This is a genomic window from Enterobacter sp. CPE_E863, assembly GCF_046521465.1.
In the GTDB taxonomy this organism is placed as follows: Bacteria; Pseudomonadota; Gammaproteobacteria; order Enterobacterales; family Enterobacteriaceae; genus Enterobacter; species Enterobacter adelaidei.
Window position 1 is genome coordinate 3,542,117 of the sequence record NZ_JBKFZX010000001.1, and the last position, 18,734, is coordinate 3,560,850.

General features: G+C 57.4%; 19 protein-coding genes. 8 read left to right on the top strand and 11 right to left on the bottom strand.

Annotated features, from left to right (window positions below; genetic code table 11):
• Positions 1 to 3 precede the first annotated feature (3 nt).
• Both hydN and ACLHV8_RS17440 read right to left on the bottom strand, forming a co-directional pair.
• A complete protein-coding gene (gene hydN / locus ACLHV8_RS17435) occupies positions 4 to 549 on the bottom strand; it encodes an electron transport protein HydN (RefSeq protein WP_049006101.1) in 546 nt (181 codons plus the stop codon).
• A gap of 134 nt (positions 550 to 683) precedes the next feature.
• Positions 684 to 1,697: a LacI family DNA-binding transcriptional regulator gene (locus ACLHV8_RS17440; RefSeq protein WP_208594098.1), complete on the bottom strand. Its 1,014-nt coding sequence runs from the start codon at positions 1,695 to 1,697 to the stop codon at positions 684 to 686.
• A gap of 214 nt (positions 1,698 to 1,911) precedes the next feature.
• On the opposite strand from ACLHV8_RS17440, the gene ascF reads away from it, so the two are divergent.
• Together ascF and ACLHV8_RS17450 are read left to right on the top strand one after the other, a co-directional pair.
• Positions 1,912 to 3,363, top strand: a complete 1,452-nt coding sequence (gene ascF / locus ACLHV8_RS17445; RefSeq protein ID WP_049006104.1) for a PTS cellobiose/arbutin/salicin transporter subunit IIBC — start codon at positions 1,912 to 1,914, stop codon at positions 3,361 to 3,363.
• A gap of 18 nt (positions 3,364 to 3,381) precedes the next feature.
• Positions 3,382 to 4,806, top strand: a complete 1,425-nt coding sequence (locus ACLHV8_RS17450) for a 6-phospho-beta-glucosidase (protein WP_410376996.1) — start codon at positions 3,382 to 3,384, stop codon at positions 4,804 to 4,806.
• Positions 4,807 to 4,864: 58 nt separating this feature from the next.
• On the opposite strand, the gene hycI is transcribed toward ACLHV8_RS17450, so the two are convergent.
• From hycI to hycA, 9 genes are all read right to left on the bottom strand, one after another.
• Positions 4,865 to 5,320, bottom strand: a complete 456-nt coding sequence (hycI, locus tag ACLHV8_RS17455) for a hydrogenase maturation peptidase HycI (RefSeq protein WP_028016830.1) — start codon at positions 5,318 to 5,320, stop codon at positions 4,865 to 4,867.
• The gene (locus ACLHV8_RS17460) at positions 5,313 to 5,723 is read right to left on the bottom strand and encodes a formate hydrogenlyase maturation HycH family protein (RefSeq protein WP_049006110.1); all 411 of its coding nucleotides are present in this window, start codon (positions 5,721 to 5,723) and stop codon (positions 5,313 to 5,315) included. Before ACLHV8_RS17460 ends, hycI begins: the two co-directional genes overlap by 8 nt.
• Entirely contained in the window at positions 5,720 to 6,487 is a 768-nt protein-coding gene (locus ACLHV8_RS17465; RefSeq protein ID WP_028016832.1) for an NADH-quinone oxidoreductase subunit B family protein, read from the bottom strand. Before ACLHV8_RS17465 ends, ACLHV8_RS17460 begins: the two co-directional genes overlap by 4 nt.
• Positions 6,487 to 7,029, bottom strand: coding sequence for a formate hydrogenlyase complex iron-sulfur subunit (locus tag ACLHV8_RS17470; RefSeq protein ID WP_049006115.1), 543 nt, complete (start codon positions 7,027 to 7,029; stop codon positions 6,487 to 6,489). The genes ACLHV8_RS17465 and ACLHV8_RS17470 overlap by 1 nt, the downstream gene beginning before the upstream one ends.
• 9 nt (positions 7,030 to 7,038) lie before the next feature.
• Positions 7,039 to 8,748, bottom strand: coding sequence for a formate hydrogenlyase subunit HycE (gene hycE / locus ACLHV8_RS17475; RefSeq protein ID WP_028016834.1), 1,710 nt, complete (start codon positions 8,746 to 8,748; stop codon positions 7,039 to 7,041).
• A gap of 15 nt (positions 8,749 to 8,763) precedes the next feature.
• A complete protein-coding gene (locus tag ACLHV8_RS17480; RefSeq protein WP_208594096.1) occupies positions 8,764 to 9,687 on the bottom strand; it encodes a respiratory chain complex I subunit 1 family protein in 924 nt (307 codons plus the stop codon).
• Between the two features lies 1 nt (position 9,688).
• Positions 9,689 to 11,503 (bottom strand): formate hydrogenlyase subunit 3, encoded by a 1,815-nt coding sequence (gene hycC / locus ACLHV8_RS17485; RefSeq protein ID WP_208594095.1) that lies wholly within the window; start codon positions 11,501 to 11,503, stop codon positions 9,689 to 9,691.
• Complete coding sequence (locus ACLHV8_RS17490) at positions 11,500 to 12,108, bottom strand: 4Fe-4S dicluster domain-containing protein (RefSeq protein ID WP_028016837.1); 609 nt, start codon at positions 12,106 to 12,108, stop codon at positions 11,500 to 11,502. The genes hycC and ACLHV8_RS17490 overlap by 4 nt, the downstream gene beginning before the upstream one ends.
• A gap of 70 nt (positions 12,109 to 12,178) precedes the next feature.
• The gene (gene hycA, locus ACLHV8_RS17495; RefSeq protein ID WP_028016838.1) at positions 12,179 to 12,643 is read right to left on the bottom strand and encodes a formate hydrogenlyase regulator HycA; all 465 of its coding nucleotides are present in this window, start codon (positions 12,641 to 12,643) and stop codon (positions 12,179 to 12,181) included.
• Positions 12,644 to 12,853: 210 nt separating this feature from the next.
• Between hycA and hypA the strand changes: the two genes are divergently transcribed.
• Genes hypA through flhA form a run of 6 tightly spaced genes read left to right on the top strand, consistent with a single transcriptional unit; the run spans position 12,854 to position 18,594 of the window.
• Positions 12,854 to 13,204: a hydrogenase maturation nickel metallochaperone HypA gene (gene hypA, locus ACLHV8_RS17500; RefSeq protein WP_049006121.1), complete on the top strand. Its 351-nt coding sequence runs from the start codon at positions 12,854 to 12,856 to the stop codon at positions 13,202 to 13,204.
• 3 nt (positions 13,205 to 13,207) lie between these two features.
• Positions 13,208 to 14,071 carry a hydrogenase nickel incorporation protein HypB gene (gene hypB / locus ACLHV8_RS17505; RefSeq protein ID WP_208594094.1) on the top strand — a complete coding sequence of 288 codons (864 nt, stop codon included), beginning with the start codon at positions 13,208 to 13,210 and terminating at the stop codon, positions 14,069 to 14,071.
• A complete protein-coding gene (locus tag ACLHV8_RS17510) occupies positions 14,062 to 14,334 on the top strand; it encodes a HypC/HybG/HupF family hydrogenase formation chaperone (protein WP_028016841.1) in 273 nt (90 codons plus the stop codon). The genes hypB and ACLHV8_RS17510 overlap by 10 nt, the downstream gene beginning before the upstream one ends.
• Before the next feature lie 3 nt (positions 14,335 to 14,337).
• The gene (hypD, locus tag ACLHV8_RS17515) at positions 14,338 to 15,459 is read left to right on the top strand and encodes a hydrogenase formation protein HypD (RefSeq protein ID WP_208594093.1); all 1,122 of its coding nucleotides are present in this window, start codon (positions 14,338 to 14,340) and stop codon (positions 15,457 to 15,459) included.
• On the top strand, positions 15,456 to 16,466 hold the full coding sequence (gene hypE, locus ACLHV8_RS17520; RefSeq protein WP_208594092.1) for a hydrogenase expression/formation protein HypE: 1,011 nt from the start codon (positions 15,456 to 15,458) through the stop codon (positions 16,464 to 16,466). The genes hypD and hypE overlap by 4 nt, the downstream gene beginning before the upstream one ends.
• Before the next feature lie 55 nt (positions 16,467 to 16,521).
• On the top strand, positions 16,522 to 18,594 hold the full coding sequence (gene flhA / locus ACLHV8_RS17525; RefSeq protein ID WP_028016844.1) for a formate hydrogenlyase transcriptional activator FlhA: 2,073 nt from the start codon (positions 16,522 to 16,524) through the stop codon (positions 18,592 to 18,594).
• The last annotated feature ends 140 nt before the right edge of the window (positions 18,595 to 18,734 follow it).

An 18,734-nucleotide genomic window follows, 5' to 3' on the forward strand; every position in this document is an offset into this window, starting at 1 on the left:
GGATCAGAACAGCAGAGATGAAGAGGTATCGAACACCGCACGACGGCGTTTTTCCGCACTCATCTGTTCGAGCTTATCGCGATCAACACACACCAGGGCGTGCGTCGGGCAGGCTTCCATGCAGGCCGGGCCCGCTTCACGGTGGTAGCAGAGGTCACACTTGTTGGCTTCGGCTTTGTCCGTGCGCACATTCAGGCCCATGCCGCTGTTACGCACAACCGGACGGACAACCACTTCCATCGCGCCATACGGGCAGGCAACCACGCAGGTTTTACAGCCGATGCAGCGCTCCTGCATCACGTGCACAAACCCTTTTTCGCGTTTAATCGCCCCGTTCGGGCAGACATTCGCGCACGGTGCGTCTTCGCACTGACGACAGATGGCGGCGGTGGAAATATTCACGCCTTTAATGACATGGATGCGCGGCAGAAAAGTATCAGGGGTAAGCGACGCGCAATCCTGCTCCGCCTGATGGGAAACCACGCACGCTACTTCACAGGTACGGCAACCAATGCACTTACTGGCATCGGCCATAATAAAACGGTTCATCTGCTTCTCCAGCATTACTGTTATGCGCGGAGATATTCATAAACCGTGCCAATTATTAAGACATTGATTTTAAATAAATTTAAAAATGACGCTGGCACTGTCATCGTCACTTCTGACGATGACAGCTGTCGACATCAACGATGAGGGCCGTCAATGACGGAGTCGCGCAGGACAAGCTCGCCGGAGAACGTTTGCTGATATTTAAACTCCCCGCCGTCGAGCATAAAGATCAGTCGGCTGATGGTTTCTTTGATCATCTCCGTCACCGGAATGCGAACGCTGGAAAGCGACGGCACGATATAAGGTGCGATGGCCACGTCGTCAAAACCGATCACCGATACCGCGTCCGGGGTGGCCACACCGCTGTCGTGCAGCTGCTTCATAGCACCGATTGCCATATCGTCGTTACTCGCCACCAGCGCCGTAAAGGTTGCCCCCCGAGCCAACAGCTCGGAAACCGCCGCGGCACCACTGGCCGGGTTCCACTTTCCCTGCGAAATCAGCTCAGGGCGTAGCGGGATCTGGTGCTGTGCCAGTGCGTCCTTGTAGCCGGAGAGACGTTCAACCCCGGTGGGTGAATCCAGCGAACCCGTGATAAATGCGATCTCTCTGTGCCCTTTCTCAATCAGCTGCGACACCGCCTCCTGACAGGAAGCTTTATGATCGGACCAGACGCTGTGGCTGCTGTTTTTCCGCAAGCGGCGGTTAAGCACCATAATCGGTTGCTCACACTTCTCGACGATCTCATCCATCTCATCCACACTCAGGAAACGCGGGTAGATAATCACCGCATCGCAACGCATATCGAGTAAATACTGGATCGCCTCACGCTCTTCATCAGCGCTGTGCTTGCCGTCAGCAAGGATCAGCTGTCGCCCTTTTTCTTCTGTCATCCGCGCGGCGTTAAACAGCAGTTCGCTAAAGTAGACGCCGTGGTACAGGGTGTTTGTCACTACCAGCCCCAGCGTCTGGGTGCGTTTGGTCGCCAGGTTGCGCGCCAGTAAATTCGGGCGATAGCCGCTCTCTTCAATGGCCTGAAACACCCGGTCTTTGGTCTCCTGGCTGACATAGCCATTTCCCGACAGCACCCGGGATACCGTTGCTTTCGAAACGCCTGCCCGCTTCGCCACTTCAAGCATCGTGGTCATCTTGTTATTCCGTCTGAAACTGATGGAGCGCAGTGTACTGCACTGCAGAAAAATTGTCGCAGCGATGAAATCACGCTTTTTGCACCGCCTGGTGATCATCATCACGAAATGAAAAAATGGTCGAAATGTGATCTTGTTTCATTCAAATAAACTCATGATGATTATGTGGAACCGGTTTCCTACATTTCTCACAACGATAACAGGATCTCATCCGATGGCCAAAAATTACGCTGCGCTGGCGAATGATGTCGTCAGCGCGCTGGGCGGCAAAGAGAACATCGTCGCCGTCACCCACTGCATGACGCGTCTGCGCTTCGTCCTGAAAGACGAAAGCCTCACCGACGCTGCGCGTCTGAAAAGCATTAGCGGCGTGCTCGGCGTAGTGCGCAACGACAACCAGTGCCAGGTGATCATTGGCAACACCGTTTCTCAGGCCTACCGCGAGGTAGTCAGCCTGCTGCCAGCCGACCTGCAGCCTGCATCACCGGAAGGTCCACAGAAGTTGACATTGCGCCGCATTGGCGCCGGGATCCTGGATGCGCTCATCGGCACCATGTCGCCGCTGATCCCGGCGATCATCGGTGGCTCGATGGTTAAACTGCTGGCGATGATCCTTGAGATGACCGGCGTGCTGCCTAAAGGCGCGCCGACGCTCACCATTCTCACCGTGATTGGCGACGGTGCCTTCTTCTTCCTGCCGCTGATGGTGGCGGCCTCGGCAGCGGTGAAATTCAAAACCAACATGTCGCTGGCGATCGCCATTGCAGGGGTTTTGGTTCATCCGAGCTTTATCGAGTTGATGGCGAAAGCCGCGCAGGGCGAGCATGTTGAGTTCGCCTTCATTCCAGTAACGGCAGTGAAATACACCTACACCGTGATCCCGGCGCTGGTGATGACCTGGTGCCTGTCGTACATCGAACGCTGGGTCGATCGCATTACCCCGGCAGTGACCAAAAACTTCCTCAAACCGATGCTGATCGTGCTGATTGCCGCCCCGCTCGCCATTGTGCTGATTGGGCCGCTGGGGATCTGGATCGGTAGCGCCATCTCCGCGCTGGTTTACACCATTCACGGCTATCTGGGCTGGCTCTCCGTGGCGATCATGGGAGCACTCTGGCCGCTGCTGGTGATGACCGGGATGCACCGCGTCTTTACGCCAACCATCATCCAGACCATTGCCGAAACGGGCAAAGAAGGGATGGTCATGCCGTCGGAAATCGGCGCCAACCTCTCCCTTGGCGGTTCGTCTCTGGCGGTAGCCTGGAAAACCAAAAACCCGGAGCTGCGCCAGACGGCGTTAGCGGCGGCAGCCTCTGCCATCATGGCGGGGATCTCTGAACCCGCGCTGTACGGTGTAGCGGTACGGCTGAAACGTCCACTGATTGCGAGCCTGATCAGCGGTTTTATCTGCGGTGCGGTGGCCGGCATTGCCGGACTTGCCAGCCATTCGATGGCCGCACCTGGGTTGTTTACCAGCGTGCAGTTCTTCGACCCGGCGAACCCGATGACCATCGTCTGGGTGTTCGGTGTCATGGCGCTGGCGGTGGTGCTGTCGTTCGTTCTGACCCTGATATTAGGTTTTGAAGATATCCCGGTCGAAGACGATGCTGAAAAAGCGCGCGCCCTACAGAGTGCCCCGGTACAGAGCAAAGCAGCAAAAGCATAAATTGAGAGTGAGGTAAGAATGTCTGTTTTTCCAAAAGGATTTTTATGGGGCGGCGCGCTTGCCGCCAACCAGAGTGAAGGCGCTTATCGCGAAGGCGGCAAAGGGCTCACAACGGTCGATATGATCCCCCACGGCGCGAATCGTCTGGCGGTAAAGGTCGGTAAGGAAAAGCGGTTTTCGCTGCGTGACGACGAGTTCTACCCGAGCCACGAAGCGATTGATTTTTATCATCGCTACAAAGAAGACATCGCCCTGATGGCGGAGATGGGGTTTACGGTGTTCCGCACCTCAATTGCCTGGAGCCGCCTCTATCCAAATGGCGATGAGCCGCTGCCCAATAAAGAAGGTATTGCCTTCTACCGCGCGGTGTTTGAAGAGTGCAAAAAGTACAACATCGAGCCGCTGGTGACCCTCTGCCACTTCGACGTACCGATGCACCTGGTGACGGAGTACGGTTCCTGGCGCAACCGCAAGATGGTCGATTTCTTCGCCCGTTACGCCCGCACCTGCTTCGAGGAATTTAATGGTCTGGTGAAATACTGGCTGACCTTCAATGAAATCAACATTATGTTGCACAGCCCGTTCTCTGGCGCGGGCCTGGTATTTGAAGAAGGCGAGAACGAAGATCAGGTGAAATATCAGGCCGCACACCACGAGCTGGTGGCGAGCGCGCTGGCGACCAAAATCGCCCACGAGGTAAACACGGGAAATCAGGTCGGCTGCATGCTGGCGGGCGGGAATTTCTACCCGTACTCCTGCAAGCCAGAAGACGTGTGGATGGCGCTGGAGAAAGATCGCGAGAACCTGTTCTTTATCGACGTGCAGGCGCGCGGCAGCTATCCAGCCTACTCCGCCCGCGTATTCCGCGAGAAAGGCGTGGTGATTGTGAAAGATCCTGGCGACGACGAACTGCTGAAAAACACCGTCGATTTTGTCTCGTTCAGCTATTACGCTTCGCGCTGCGCGTCGGCAGATATGAACGCGGGCAACACCAGCGCCGCGAACATCGTGAAATCCCTGCGCAACCCGCATATTCAGGTGAGCGAATGGGGCTGGGGCATCGACCCGCTCGGCCTGCGCATCACCATGAACATGATGTACGACCGCTACCAGAAGCCGCTGTTCCTGGTGGAAAACGGTCTCGGGGCGAAAGACGTTATTGATGAAAACGGCGAGATTAACGACGACTACCGCATCAGCTATCTGCGCGAGCATATTCGCGCGATGGGTGACGCGATTGAGGACGGCGTGCCGCTGATGGGCTACACCACCTGGGGCTGCATCGACCTGGTGGCCGCCTCAACGGGTGAGATGAGCAAGCGCTACGGGTTTGTGTACGTTGACCGCGACGACGCCGGAAACGGCACGCTGGACAGGAAACGCAAGAAATCGTTCTGGTGGTATAAGAAGGTGATTGCGAGTAACGGGGCGGATCTGGAGTAGACTGTTGCCCTCACCCCGACCCTCTCCCACAGGGAGAGGGAGATCGGTTTGGCACAGCTCAGAGCCGGGAAAATCCCCCGTCCCCACACCATCCCGCAAGCCGGGAATAAACCACTTCGACCGCCGCTTTCACCGGCGGCGTCATCGGGTAATAAAACCCAACAATGTCCGGCTGAATCCCCAAAAACAGCACCTCGCCCACGTCGTCTTTAATCTGATCGACCAGGTAGTTCAGCGGCATATTGTGGGTGGTCATCATAAACATCTCGGCGATGTCATCCGGGTCAATCAGGCGGATCTCGCCGGGGTTGAGCCCCATATCCGTGGCATCAACGATCAGCAGCCTGTCCGGGTGCAGCTCACGAATCGCAACCACGTCGTTTTCCGGCGCGCTGCCACCGTCGATGACCACCCAGTTACCCTGAGAATTTGCCGCGCACATTTCTGCCAACAATGGGCCTGCGCCGTCATCGCCCATCATGCTGTTGCCAACACACAGTAAAACGTCAGTCACGTAATCTCCTCACCATCAGGTAGATGGCGCTCTCCTGATGAATATCGTGCAGCATGCTAAGCAGCGTTTTGCTCCACGCCTGCTGCTCAGGGGTTTGCCTGTTCAGCGCCGCGTCAAACGCGTTCGCCAACATCGCAATGTGGTTGGCGTCGATGACGATCTCGCCGTACTTCGGCACGCCTTCCATCTTGCGCCGCGCCGTACTGCCCTCCTCCAGCGTGGCGATCCACGCCAGATACTCGGGCCACGGGCAGCTTAACGCCGTTTCCAGGCAGTCAATCACCCCGAGGTGATGCCCAATCGCCAGGCTGTAATAGACCACCTGCTGCGCCGCATCCGGCGTGGCATCGTTCTCATCAATAAACTTACGGCTCAGCTGACTGAACACCACCGTTTCACTCATCGGATACGCGCCTCTTCCACGATGTTGTTCAGGTTTGCCACAATCTCATTCAAACGCGGATCGTTCTCCGCCTCCAGCCAGCGAGCCACCTGATGCTCACCCTGACTCAGCAGACGCAGGTAATCGTCGGCAATCTGGCGACCATAGCGATAGCCCGCCAGTTTGCGCGCCGTGCGATCGACCTTCACCCGCAGCGGCTGCACCATGTCCGGGTGCAGGATGGTCGCAGGCTGGTTATCAAGCTCCCCAGGTTCACGAGCATGAATTTTCTGCTCCAGCAGGCCAAGCGCCATGGCAAAACCGTACAGCGTTGCGGCAGGTGTCGGTGGGCAGCCCGGAATGTAAACATCCACCGGCACGATTTTGTCAGTGCCACCCCAGACGCAATACAGATCGTGGAAAATGCCGCCGCTGTTGCCACAGGCTCCGTACGAGATACAGATTTTCGGGTCAGGCGCAGATTGCCAGGCGCGCAGCGCAGGCGAGCGCATGGCGCGGGTGACGGCGCCGGTAAACAGCAAAATGTCGGCATGGCGCGGAGACGGTACAACTTTGATGCCGAAACGCTCGGCGTCAAACAACGGCGACAGGGTGGCGAAGATCTCAATCTCGCAGCCGTTGCAGCCGCCGCAGTCCACGCGGTAGACATAGGCCGAGCGTTTGATTTTTTTCAGCAGCGACGCCTTCATGCTGGCGATGGACTCATCCACCGTCATCGGCACCGGAATGCCGTTATCGTCGCGCGGGCCCAGTAGGTTTTCCATCAGCTGGCCTCTCTCATATGGCGGGTAATATCAATGCGGTCGGACGGCAGCAGGCACTTCTGACGCTTACACTCCGGGCAGGTTTCAAAGCTTTCACGATGATGCTCTGCACGAGCGTCTCCATTGTGCTGCAACAGCGCGATGGCATAGTCGATCTCTTTTTGCACGGCGAATGGACGCTTGCAGACGCGACAGTTACACAGTTCAAAGCGCGACTGCTGCAGGAAGTCTTCTTTCTTCCATACCGCCAGCTCGTATTCCTGTGACAAGCGGATTGCGACCGTCGGGCAGACCTCTTCGCAGCGGCCACAGAAGATGCAGCGCCCGAGGTTAAACTGCCAGGCCAGTTCACCGGTTTTGAGGTCCGTTTCCACCGTCAGGGCATTCGACGGACAGGCGTTTACACAGGCCGCGCAGCCGATGCACTGCTGCGGATTGTGTTCCGGCTTACCGCGAAAGTTTTTATTCACCGGCATCGGCTCCAGCGGATAACTGCTGGTTACCGCGCCGGTTTTGATGACTTTTTTAATAAAGGTAAACATGACGAGTCCTTATTTCAGCGGCGAGTTCTTACGCTCAATGCTGTAGCGCTCAAGCTCTTTATATGGCACCACCTGGCTTTTCTTCTTGCGCACATCCACCACCGTCATGCGGTCGGTACAGGAGTAGCACGGATCAAGGCTGCCGATGATCAGCGGCGCGTCGGAAACCGTGTTTCCACGCAGCATATAGCGCAGGGTTGGCCAGTTGGCGTAGGTTGCCGCACGGCAGCGCCAGCGGTAGAGCTTCTGGTTGTCGCCGGTCATGCTCCAGTGGATGTCATCTCCACGTGGCGCTTCGGCGAATCCCAGCGCGAAGCGGTTTGGAATGTAGGTGAAACCTTCAACCATCAGCGGGCCGCCCGGCAGGTTATCCAGACCGAAGTCGATCATGTTCAGGGCGGTGAACACCTCATTGATGCGCACTTTGAGGCGAGAGATAACGTCGCAGCCCTGCTCGCTGTGCACGGTCATCGGCAGCAGGCCATAACCGACGAACGGGTGATCGGCACGGGTGTCGCGGGCGTGGCCGCTGGCGCGCACCATCGGACCCACGTTGCTGAAATCACGGGCGATTTCAGGGTCAAGACGACCAATCCCGACGGTACGCTGCTCGATGTTTGGCGTGCTGAGCAGCATATCCACCAGCTCCTGCACGTCGCGACGCATCTGCTGCGCCAGCTGGCGGGTCTGGATCATGTCGTCTTTCAGCAGGTCACGGCGGATCCCGCCGATCAGGTTCAGACCGTAGGTTTTACGTGCGCCAGTGAGGATCTCCGCCATCTTCATCGACGCTTCACGCACGCGGAAGAACTGCATAAACCCGGAGTCAAAACCGACGAAGTGGCAGGCCAGGCCGAGGTTCAGCAGATGCGAGTGCAGGCGCTCCACCTCCAGCAGGATGGCGCGGATCATCTGCGCGCGCTCTGGCACCACAATTCCCATGCCATTCTCCACCGAGGTGGTGTAGGCGGTGCTGTGGGCAAAGCCGCAGATGCCGCACACGCGGTCAGAGAGGAACGTGACTTCGTTGTAGCCCATGCGGGTCTCCGCCAGCTTCTCCATGCCGCGGTGGACGTAGAACAGGCGGTAGTCGGCGTCGATAATGTTCTCGCCGTCGACAAACAGGCGGAAGTGGCCTGGTTCATCGGAAGTCACGTGCAGCGGACCAATCGGCACCACGTTGTTCTTTTTACTGCCCAGCTCGTTGATGAACTCGTAGGTTTCGCTGTCGGTGGTCGGGGCCGGACGCTGGCGGTAGTCCATGCTGTCCTTGCGCAGCGGATAGAGTTCGTCCGGCCAGTCGTCCGGCAGCACCAGGCGACGTTCATCCGGCAGGCCTACAGGCACCAGCCCGTACATGTCGCGCACTTCACGTTCGCCCCATACGGCGGCGGGCACGCGCGGCGTGACGGACGGATACTCCGGTTTGTTTGGGTCCACTTCAACGCGTACGGTGAGCCAGCACTTCTCGAACTGCTCCATCGACATCACGTAGTACACCGCATAGTTGCCACACAGCTGGCGCTCGTCGTTGCCGAACAGCACAGAGAGCCAACCGCCCTGCTGGTAATAGAGAAACTCCACCACTTCCGGCAAATAGTTCACCTTAACGGTGACGGTGATCTGGTCTTTGGTTTGCCAGGACTCCTCCAGCACGACGCCAGGGAAAGCCTGATGTAACGCGGCGAGATACTGCTGACCTTTCTTTTCTTCAGACATAAAAACTCTCTTTAATCACGCCACCAGCAAGGAGACGAACGCTAAAAATGCGAAACCAAAACCGGCCCAGGTGATGCGCGATGTCGCGACAAAGCGCAGACGCGCCATGCTGTTTTCAAACAGGGCAATCACCAACACGCCGACCAGAAGTTTGAGCGCCGCAACGACCACGGCCAGCACCAGACCACTCACCGAGAAATGCGTCATCTGCCCCCACGGGAAGAAGACACCGACAAACATCTGCAGCACCACCAGCTGTTTGAGGCTGATGCCCCACTTCAGTACCGCAAAGCCATAGCCGCTGTACTCCGTCAGCGGCCCTTCCTGCAGCTCCTGCTCCGCTTCCGCGAGGTCAAATGGCAGTTTGCCCATCTCAATAAAGGTGGCAAACGCGCAGGCACACAGCGCCAGAACCAGCGGAATGGAACGGGCCAACGGCCAGTGATAAACGGTGTTAGTGATAAAACTGATGTGGGTAGAGTCTGCAACCTGCGCCGCCACCCAGAGCCCCAGCAGCAGGATCGGCTCGACGAGCACGCCGAGCATCGCCTCACGGCTGGCGCCAAGACCGGTAAACGGACTCCCCGTGTCCAGGCCCGCAATCGCAAAGAAGAAACGGGCGATGGCGAAGAGATAGATAAGCGTGATCAAATCACCCAGTACCGGCAACGGTGAACCCACCGTCACCACCGGCAGCGCGGTGGCGATGGTGAGCATCACGCCCACCATCACAAACGGTGTCAGGCGGAAAACCCAGCCTGCAGCATCCGGGGCCACGCTCTGGCGAGTGAGCAATTTGAAGAGATCGCGGTACTCCTGCAGCACGCCAGGCCCGCGACGGTTATGCATCCGGGCGCGCGCCACGCGGCTCACCCCGGAAAGCAGCGGCGCAATGGCGAATAACACCAGCGCCTGAAGTAGTGCCAGTAACAAACTCATGTCAGGCTCCTCGTGAAATCACAATCACTACCAGCACCGCCAGCTCGATAACGGCCAGACGGCGGAACAGCGCAGGCACAGCAGCGCTCTGCCAGCCAGGGATCCAGGCCACCGGGTTCAACCAGTGGCGCAGCTTCAGCACGGCAGCAAAGTTCTCTTTCACCGGCATGGCAAAGCCGTGGGCGGTGATCACCATTGATTGTTCATGTTCATAACCGCAGGCCCACGCCGCACCGCGCGAGCGGGAGGCAAGTCGGTCGCGTTTGAAGAACAGCATCAGAATGAATGGCAGCAGCGGCGCGGCAATCAGCAGCAGCGCAATCATCGGCTGAGAGACGGTGGTATTCGCGACGGTCAGCGGCAGCGGAATAGCGCTTCCCAGCAGCGGCAGCAGCCACGGTGCGGCCACGCCGCCCGCGATGCAGCACAGCGCCAGCGCAACCACGCTCCCCCCCATCAACACCGGTGCACAGCAGGCGTTTTCAGCTTCGCGGGTGCGCGGCGCGCCGAGGAAGGTGACGCCGTAGACTTTCGCCATACACATCACCGCCAGCGCCCCGGTAATCGCCAGCCCGACCGCCAGAAGCGGCCCCAGCAGACGGGCGATAAACGCTTCGCTCTGGCCGAGCGCGAAGAAGGACTGATAGATCACCCACTCCCCGGCAAAGCCGTTGAGCGGCGGCAGCGCCGCCATCGCCATCAGACCGACCAGCATCGCCAGTGAAATCACGGGCATCTTTTTGCCAATGCCGCCAAGCTTTTCGATATCGCGATGGCTAGTGCGGAACCAGACGCTCCCCGCCCCCAGGAACAGCGTGCTTTTAAACAGGCTATGGTTAATCAGGTGATAGAGACCGCCGATAAAACCGGCGGCAATCAGCGCCGGTTGATTGAGCGCTAACCCGGTCACGCCCGCGCCAATACCGAGCAGGATGATGCCGATATTTTCCAGCGTGTGGTACGCCAGAAGACGCTGGATATTATGCTCCATCAGGGCGTACAGACCGCCGACGAACGCCGTGATCATCCCGGCGATCAGCAGCACGACGCCCCACCACAGCGGCGGCTGGCCGCCGGTCAGCGTAATTGCCAAAATGCCGAACAGACCGACCTTCATCACCACCACAGAAAACAGCGCGGCAGCAGGTGCGGAGGCATTCGCATGCGCCTGCGGCACCCAGCCGTGCAGCGGGATGATCCCGGCGAGCAGGCCAAAGCCAATCACGCCCAGCAGCCAGACGTCATTCCCCAGCGGATGGCCGTTGAGTGCCGAGAAGTCCAGCGTGCCGAAGCGCTGCCACACCAGCCAGCAGGCCAGCGCCAGCAGCAGCGTCCCGAGACGGCCCAGCGCAAACCACAGTTTGCCGGAGGCGCTGCAGCCCGTCAGGAAGACACCACACAACGCCATGATTTCCGCCATCACCACCAGCGCCCCGAGGTTACTGGCAATAACGGTACAGACCGCCGTTGCCAGCAGCAGGTTAATCAGCAGGCCGTTGGCTTTAATATTCTGATGGCGGTGCCAGTCAATATTGAACAGACTGATAAACAGACCGCACAGGCCAAACGTCACCAGCCAGATGGCATTTAGCGGCGTAATCTCCACGGTGTGGCGAATCAGCGGCATCACGGCCTCTACGGATTGACCACCGAGCAGGACGACACCGCCCGCCGCCAGCGTCATCAGGCTACCGACCGCCCCGCCGATTCCGGCGATCCAGCCGCTCAGGGTTTTATGCAAAGAGAAGATCAGCGCCAGTACTGCGGCGGCGGTAAAGTACGCCACGGCGCTGTTGATCATGGTTATGGCGTTCATTTCGCCTCCTCATTAAGCGCCTGCAGAAGCGAAAGATCGCCAAAATCGCTATTGATGGTCAGCTCACGTTTACGCTTGCTGGTGCGGGCGATATCGCGGATGTTAACCAGAATCAGCGCTTTGGTCGGGCAGGTGCGTACGCACGCTGGACCTTGCTCATCAAAGCTGCACAGGTCGCATTTCACCGCGACGGCACGAATGCCGGGGACCCAGTCAAGCAGCGTACTTACCTTCGCGGGGGCCGGGGGCGCAGGAGGGGCTTTCGGCGTGTTGGCATTAGCCGGAATATGCAGCGGGCGGCTGCCGGAAAATTCAATCGCGCCGAACGGGCAGGCAATGCCGCACAGCTTGCAGCTCACGCACAGGCTTTCGTTCAGCTGGACAGCGCCATCAACGCGAGTGATGGCATTCACAGGGCAAACACCCGCGCAAGGGGCATCTTCACAGTGATGACAGAGCTGCGGGGCAGACTCTTTTTCATTACGCATGATGTGCAGACGCGGCATGGACTGCAACCCATGCAGGCGATGCGTTTCCGAACACGCCGCCTCACAGGTTCGACAGCCAATACAGACCGTCGAGTCAGCAATTACAAAACGGTTCACCGGGTTATCCTCTGGTGATAGTCATTTTTGACGAAAAACTGTCTTGTCGACATTTCTCGACACGTAAGAGTCAGGCCACATTCGCTGAGGCATGCCCATCCATCAACTGCGCCAGATTGACCGGGAGATCGTGTTCAACGGCGGCGTATAAACCGTCATAAACTGGCGCAATTTTTTCCAGATAGTGCTCCAGCACCTGCTGGCGATCGCGGTTACTGACGTGACCATCCACCATGCCGTCTGCCATCAGCTGTGCCTTCGCAATACACTGTTTTTCACCATCTTTTGTCTCGAGGTAGTACTCGATGGTGTGGCTGTTGAAGTTATCCGCCAGGGTAACGTTGATGGTGAAATGGCCGAAGAGGACAAAGCGCATATCACCTTGTGCCGCGCAGCTCATTGCGTGGTGAAGACGTGCTTTCGACAGGGTGATGCCCTGAACCAGAGAGTTGCAGTACAGGTGCCACTGGTCCTGTAATTGCTGATGGCGCTGCGCGATGTAATCCGCTTTTTCGCTGATTTCCCAAATAGTCATAAAAGGTATCCGGTTAATGGAGATAGCGGCTGTTAAGCAGATTCCATGCCAGTTTTTATTGTGTTGATTTTAAATGATTTTCAACAAGAGACACCTGTCAACTCCGCGGTGTCGACGTGTCATTTCGACAGCGTTGACATCGTCACCCCTTAACAAAAATCAAGCTGGCATTGTTATTGCATTACCGGGGCAATTCATTGAGGAGGCGTCATGCACGAAATCACCCTCTGCCAGCGGGCTCTGGAACTTATCGAACAGCAGGCAGTGCAAAACCACGCGAAACGCGTCACCGGTGTCTGGCTGAAAGTCGGGGCATTTTCCTGTGTCGAGACCAGCGCCCTGACCTTCTGTTTTGAGCTGGTATGCCGCGGCACGCTGGCGGAAGGCTGCGAACTCCATATTGAAGAGCAGCAGGCAGAGTGCTGGTGTGAACAGTGTCAGCAGTACGTCACCCTGCTTTCATCGAAGGTTCAGCGCTGTCCGCAATGCCAGAGTGCCGGGCTGCGCATCGTGGCGGATGACGGCATGCAGATCCAACGACTCGAAATCGAGAAGGAGTAAATTATGTGTAGCACCTGCGGTTGCGGCGAAGGCAACCTGTATATTGAAGGGGATGAACATCGTCCTCACTCCGCGTTTCGCTCCGCGCCCTTTTCACCCGCCCCACGCCCTGCATCGGCATTAACCGGTATCATTTTCACTCCTCAACAATCTGACGCGGGTGATCTGCATTACGGCCACGGCGAAGCGGGGACGCATGCGCCGGGCATCAGCCAGCGCCAGATGCTGGAAGTCGAAATTAACGTGCTGGACAAAAATAACCAGATCGCCGCCCGCAACCGCGCACGCTTTGCTACCCGCAAACAGCTGGTGCTGAATCTGGTCTCCAGCCCCGGGTCCGGCAAAACCACGCTGTTGACTGAGACCCTCAAACGCCTGAACGAGCGTGTCTCCTGTGCGGTAATCGAAGGCGATCAGCAGACGGTTAACGACGCCGCCCGTATTCGCGAAACCGGCACGCCTGCCATTCAGGTCAATACAGGCAAAGGCTGCCACCTGGATGCGCAGATGATTGCCGACGCTACCCCGCGTCTGCCACTGGCAGATAACGGCATCCTGTTTATTGAAAACGTCGGCAACCTGGTTTGCCCGGCGAGCTTTGACCTCGGTGAACGGCATAAAGTGGCCGTGCTTTCGGTGACCGAAGGCGAAGACAAGCCGCTGAAATACCCGCATATGTTTGCCGCCGCGTCCATCATGCTGCTGAACAAGGTTGACCTGCTGCCATACCTGAATTTTGACGTGGATAAGTGCCTGGCGTATGCCCGTGAAGTCAACCCGGACATTAACATCCTGCTGGTGTCCGCCACGCGCGGCGACGGTATGGAAAGCTGGTTGAACTGGCTGGAGAGCGAACGATGTGCATAGGCGTACCGGGACAAATTCACGCCATTGACGGGAATCAGGCCAGAGTGGATGTGTGTGGATTATTACGCGATGTAGACCTGACGCTGGTCGGCAGTGTTGATGAAACTGGCGCTTCACGCCTCGGCCAGTGGGTGCTGGTGCACGTGGGGTTTGCCATGAGCGTGATTAACGAAGCGGAAGCGCGCGACACGCTCGATGCGCTGCAAAATATGTTCGACGTAGAGCCTGACGTGGGCGCTCTGCTGTACGGCGAGGAGCGATAGCAGATGCGTTACGTTGATGAATACCGCGCGCCAGAACAAGTGATGCAGCTTATCGAACACCTGAAAACGCGAGCAGCCCTGCTGGACTACAGCGCAGCAAAACCGCTGCGCATTATGGAAGTGTGCGGTGGGCATACCCATGCCATCTTCAAATTTGGTCTCGACCAGCTTCTGCCAGAGAACATCGAGTTTATTCACGGCCCTGGCTGTCCGGTGTGTGTTCTGCCAATGGGACGAATCGACAGCTGTATCGAAATCGCCAGCCAGCCCGACGTCATTTTTTGCACCTTTGGCGACGCGATGCGTGTGCCAGGGAAAAATGGTTCACTATTGCAGGCTAAAGCGCGCGGAGCGGACATCCGGATCGTCTACTCTCCGATGGATGCCCTGACGCTGGCAGCGGATAATCCCACCCGTAAAATCGTGTTTTTCGGTCTCGGTTTTGAAACCACCATGCCGGCCACGGCAATCACGCTACAGCAGGCCAGATCCCGCAACATCAAGAACTTTTTCTTTTTCTGCCAGCACATTACGCTCATCCCCACGCTGCGTAGCCTGCTGGAAGAACCGGGTAACGGCATTGACGCTTTTCTGGCACCGGGCCATGTCAGCATGGTCATCGGTACAGACGCCTACGGTTTTATTGCTGAACAGTACAACCGTCCATTAGTGGTGGCTGGTTTCGAACCTCTTGATCTACTGCAAGGCGTGACCATGCTGGTTGAGCAGAAAATAGCAGCCCTGAGTACGGTGGAAAATCAGTACCGCCGCGTCGTGCCCGACGCAGGCAATACACGCGCTCAGCAAGCCATTGCGGAGGTGTTTAGCGTCGAAGGCGACAGTGAATGGCGCGGCCTGGGACTGATTGCCGAATCCGGCGTGCGTCTGACGCCTGCGTATCAATCATTCGATGCTGAAGCGCATTTCCATCCGCAACCACAACAGGTTTGCGACGATCCCCGGTCTCGCTGCGGCGAGGTCCTCACGGGCAAGTGCAAACCTCATCAATGCCCGTTATTTGGCAACACCTGTAACCCGCAAACGGCGTTTGGCGCGCTGATGGTCTCCTCAGAAGGAGCGTGTGCCGCGTGGTATCAGTATCGCAATCAGGAGTGTGAAGCATGAGCACGGTGGAAATGGCGCATGGCAGCGGTGGACAGGCAATGCAGCAGCTGATTAGCAGGCTGTTTATGGAGGCTTTTAACAACCCCTGGCTCGCTGAGCAGGAAGACCAGGCGCGTATTGATCTGGCAACCCTCACCGCGCAAGGCGACAGGCTGGCGTTCTCCACCGACAGCTATGTGATTGACCCGCTGTTCTTCCCGGGCGGCGATATCGGCAAGCTCGCCGTCTGCGGCACGGCAAACGACGTCGCCGTCAGCGGTGCCGTTCCGCGCTACCTCTCCTGCGGGTTTATCCTCGAAGAGGGATTGCCGATGGAGACGCTCACAGCAGTGGTCAACAGTATGGCGCAGACCGCTCGCGAGGCGGGGATTGCCATCGTCACAGGTGATACCAAAGTGGTGCAGCGCGGCGCAGCCGACAAGCTGTTCATCAACACCGCCGGCATGGGGGCGATCCCTGCCAATATTCACTGGGGGGCACAACAGCTTAACGTCGGCGACGTGCTTCTCGTAACAGGAACGCTGGGCTGTCATGGAGCGACTATCCTTAACCTGCGCGAAGGTTTAGGGCTGGATGGCGAACTGCGCAGCGACTGCGCGGTGCTCACCCCGCTTATTCAGACACTGCGTACCATTCCGGGCGTAAAAGCCCTTCGCGACGCCACCCGTGGCGGCGTGAATGCCGTGGTACATGAGTTCGCGGCAAGCTGCGGGTGGGGTATTGAACTTAGCGAGCGAAGTCTGCCTGTTAAACCTGCCGTTCGCGGCCTGTGTGAATTATTGGGCCTTGATCCACTCAATTTTGCCAACGAAGGCAAGCTGGTGATCGGCGTTGAACGCCACGTCGCTGACGTGGTACTGAACATGCTGCATGCGCATCCTTTAGGGAAAGAAGCCGCCATTATTGGTGAAGTGGTTGAGCGCAAAGGGGTGCGCCTGACCGGGATTTTCGGCGTGAAACGTACGCTGGATCTGCCGCACGCTGAACCTTTACCCCGTATTTGCTAGGCCGCGCCATAAGCGGCCAGCGTGGAATTTTTGCTCGTTTCTACTGGAAAGCACTATGCCATATACACCAATGAGCGATCTTGGACAGCAGGGCCTGTTTGATATCACGCGCACACTTTTACAGCAGCCCGATCTCGGTGCGCTGAGCGATGCCCTGGCACGTCTGGTCAGACAATCGGCGCTGGCAGATAGCGCCGCGATTGTGCTCTGGCATAGCGGAACGCATCGTGCGAGCTATTACTCCACGCGTGATAATGACAAAACGTTTGAATACGAAGATGAAACCTATCTCGCTCATGGCCCGGTGCGCCGTATTCTCTCCCGGCCTGAAATCCTGCACTGTAATTTTGAGGAGTTCCGGCAGGCCTGGCCGAAGCTGGCGGAAAGTCCTCTCTATCACTCTTTCGGTCATTACTGCATGTTGCCGCTGGCCGCGGAAGGTCATATTTTTGGCGGCTGCGAGTTTATCCGCACAACCGACCAGCCCTGGAGCGAGGCGGAATACGAGCGTCTGCACACCTTTACCCAGATTGTGGCCGTCGTCGCGGAGCAGATCCAAAGCCGTGTCACCAATAACGTCGATTACGACCTGCTGAGCCGCGAGCGCGACAACTTCCGCATTCTGGTCGCTATTACCAACGCCGTGCTTTCCCGGCTTGATATGGATGAACTGGTCAGCGAAGTCTCGAAAGAGATCCACCACTATTTCAAAATCGATGCCATCAGCATTGCGCTGCGGGGGCATCGTAAGGGTAAGCTAAATATCTACTCCACACACTACCTCGATGAAGCCAACCCGGCACACGAGCAAAGCGAAGTGGATGAAGCGGGCACTCTTTCTGAGCGGGTCTTCAAAAGCAAAGAGATCCTGCTGCTTAACCTTGACGAGCAGGATCCGGTAGCACCCTATGAGCGGATGCTGTTTAACACCTGGGGCAACAAAATTCAGACCCTGTGCCTGCTGCCGCTGATGTCTGGCAATACCATGCTCGGCGTTCTGAAGCTGGCGCAATGTGAAGAAGGGGTGTTTACCACTGCCAACCTGAAGCTGCTGCGCCAGATCGCCGAGCGAATCTCCATCGCGCTGGATAACGCCCTCGCCTATCAGGAGATCCACCGTCTGAAAGAGCGGCTGGTGGATGAAAACCTGGCCCTGACCGAACAGCTCAACAACGTGGACAGCGAGTTTGGTGAAATCATCGGGCGCAGCGACGCGATGTACAGCGTGCTCAAGCAGGTGGAGATGGTGGCTCAAAGCGACAGTACGGTTCTGATCCTGGGCGAAACTGGCACGGGTAAAGAGTTGATTGCCCGTGCCATCCATAACCTGAGCAACCGCAATGGTCGCCGGATGGTGAAAATGAACTGCGCGGCTATGCCTGCGGGTCTGCTGGAAAGCGATCTTTTCGGCCACGAACGCGGGGCGTTTACCGGTGCCAGTAGCCAGCGCCTGGGTCGTTTTGAGCTGGCGGACAAAAGCTCGCTGTTCCTCGACGAAGTCGGCGATATGCCGCTGGAACTGCAGCCTAAACTACTGCGGGTATTACAGGAGCAAGAGTTTGAACGTCTTGGCAGCAACAAGCTGATCCAGACCGACGTGCGGCTGATTGCCGCCACCAACCGCGACCTGAAAAAAATGGTCGCTGACCGCGAGTTTCGCAGCGATCTTTACTATCGTCTGAACGTCTTCCCGATCTTCCTGCCGCCCCTGCGCGAGCGCCCGGAAGATATCCCTCTGCTGGTCAAAGCCTTTACTGCCAAGATCGCGCGCCGGATGGGGCGAAACATCGACAGTATTCCTGCCGAAACGTTACGCACACTCTCGTCTATGGAGTGGCCCGGCAATGTGCGTGAGCTGGAAAACGTTATTGAACGTGCGGTGTTACTAACGCGAGGTAGCGTGCTGCAACTGTCCCTGCCTGAGGTGACCCTTTCTGACATGACCGTGCCCACCGCCGAGATAGCGAAAGAGGGAGAAGATGAATATCAGCTCATTATGCGCGTACTAAAAGAGACCAACGGCGTGGTAGCCGGGCCAAAAGGGGCGGCCCAGCGTTTAGGGTTAAAACGGACCACCCTGTTGTCGCGTATGAAGCGTTTGGGAATTGATAAAGAGAGCCTGGTTTAAGCTGTCATTCGGGCGGTGTTTTTCTGGCACCGCCTTTTGTACCCCCTCGTAATGTCCCTCATTGACACGCAATATTTTCCTCTGTATAAAATTCCGCCTTAATAATGAGTTTCATTTGCATCAAAAAATAATGTTAATGA

What these genes read in the sequence shown, in the direction of transcription:
- ACLHV8_RS17465 (WP_028016832.1), bottom strand. Translation starts at nt 6,487, where the DNA reads ATGGAAAACCTACTGGGCCCGCGCGACGATAACGGCATTCCGGTGCCG.
- hypD (WP_208594093.1), top strand. Translation starts at nt 14,338, where the DNA reads ATGCGTTACGTTGATGAATACCGCGCGCCAGAACAAGTGATGCAGCTT.
- ACLHV8_RS17480 (WP_208594096.1), bottom strand. Translation starts at nt 9,687, where the DNA reads ATGAGTTTGTTACTGGCACTACTTCAGGCGCTGGTGTTATTCGCCATT.
- ACLHV8_RS17460 (WP_049006110.1), bottom strand. Translation starts at nt 5,723, where the DNA reads ATGAGTGAAACGGTGGTGTTCAGTCAGCTGAGCCGTAAGTTTATTGAT.
- flhA (WP_028016844.1), top strand. Translation starts at nt 16,522, where the DNA reads ATGCCATATACACCAATGAGCGATCTTGGACAGCAGGGCCTGTTTGAT.
- hypE (WP_208594092.1), top strand. Translation starts at nt 15,456, where the DNA reads ATGAGCACGGTGGAAATGGCGCATGGCAGCGGTGGACAGGCAATGCAG.
- ascF (WP_049006104.1), top strand. Translation starts at nt 1,912, where the DNA reads ATGGCCAAAAATTACGCTGCGCTGGCGAATGATGTCGTCAGCGCGCTG.
- hycA (WP_028016838.1), bottom strand. Translation starts at nt 12,643, where the DNA reads ATGACTATTTGGGAAATCAGCGAAAAAGCGGATTACATCGCGCAGCGC.
- ACLHV8_RS17450 (WP_410376996.1), top strand. Translation starts at nt 3,382, where the DNA reads ATGTCTGTTTTTCCAAAAGGATTTTTATGGGGCGGCGCGCTTGCCGCC.
- ACLHV8_RS17510 (WP_028016841.1), top strand. Translation starts at nt 14,062, where the DNA reads ATGTGCATAGGCGTACCGGGACAAATTCACGCCATTGACGGGAATCAG.
- hycC (WP_208594095.1), bottom strand. Translation starts at nt 11,503, where the DNA reads ATGAACGCCATAACCATGATCAACAGCGCCGTGGCGTACTTTACCGCC.
- ACLHV8_RS17470 (WP_049006115.1), bottom strand. Translation starts at nt 7,029, where the DNA reads ATGTTTACCTTTATTAAAAAAGTCATCAAAACCGGCGCGGTAACCAGC.
- ACLHV8_RS17440 (WP_208594098.1), bottom strand. Translation starts at nt 1,697, where the DNA reads ATGACCACGATGCTTGAAGTGGCGAAGCGGGCAGGCGTTTCGAAAGCA.
- hypA (WP_049006121.1), top strand. Translation starts at nt 12,854, where the DNA reads ATGCACGAAATCACCCTCTGCCAGCGGGCTCTGGAACTTATCGAACAG.
- hydN (WP_049006101.1), bottom strand. Translation starts at nt 549, where the DNA reads ATGAACCGTTTTATTATGGCCGATGCCAGTAAGTGCATTGGTTGCCGT.
- hypB (WP_208594094.1), top strand. Translation starts at nt 13,208, where the DNA reads ATGTGTAGCACCTGCGGTTGCGGCGAAGGCAACCTGTATATTGAAGGG.
- hycE (WP_028016834.1), bottom strand. Translation starts at nt 8,748, where the DNA reads ATGTCTGAAGAAAAGAAAGGTCAGCAGTATCTCGCCGCGTTACATCAG.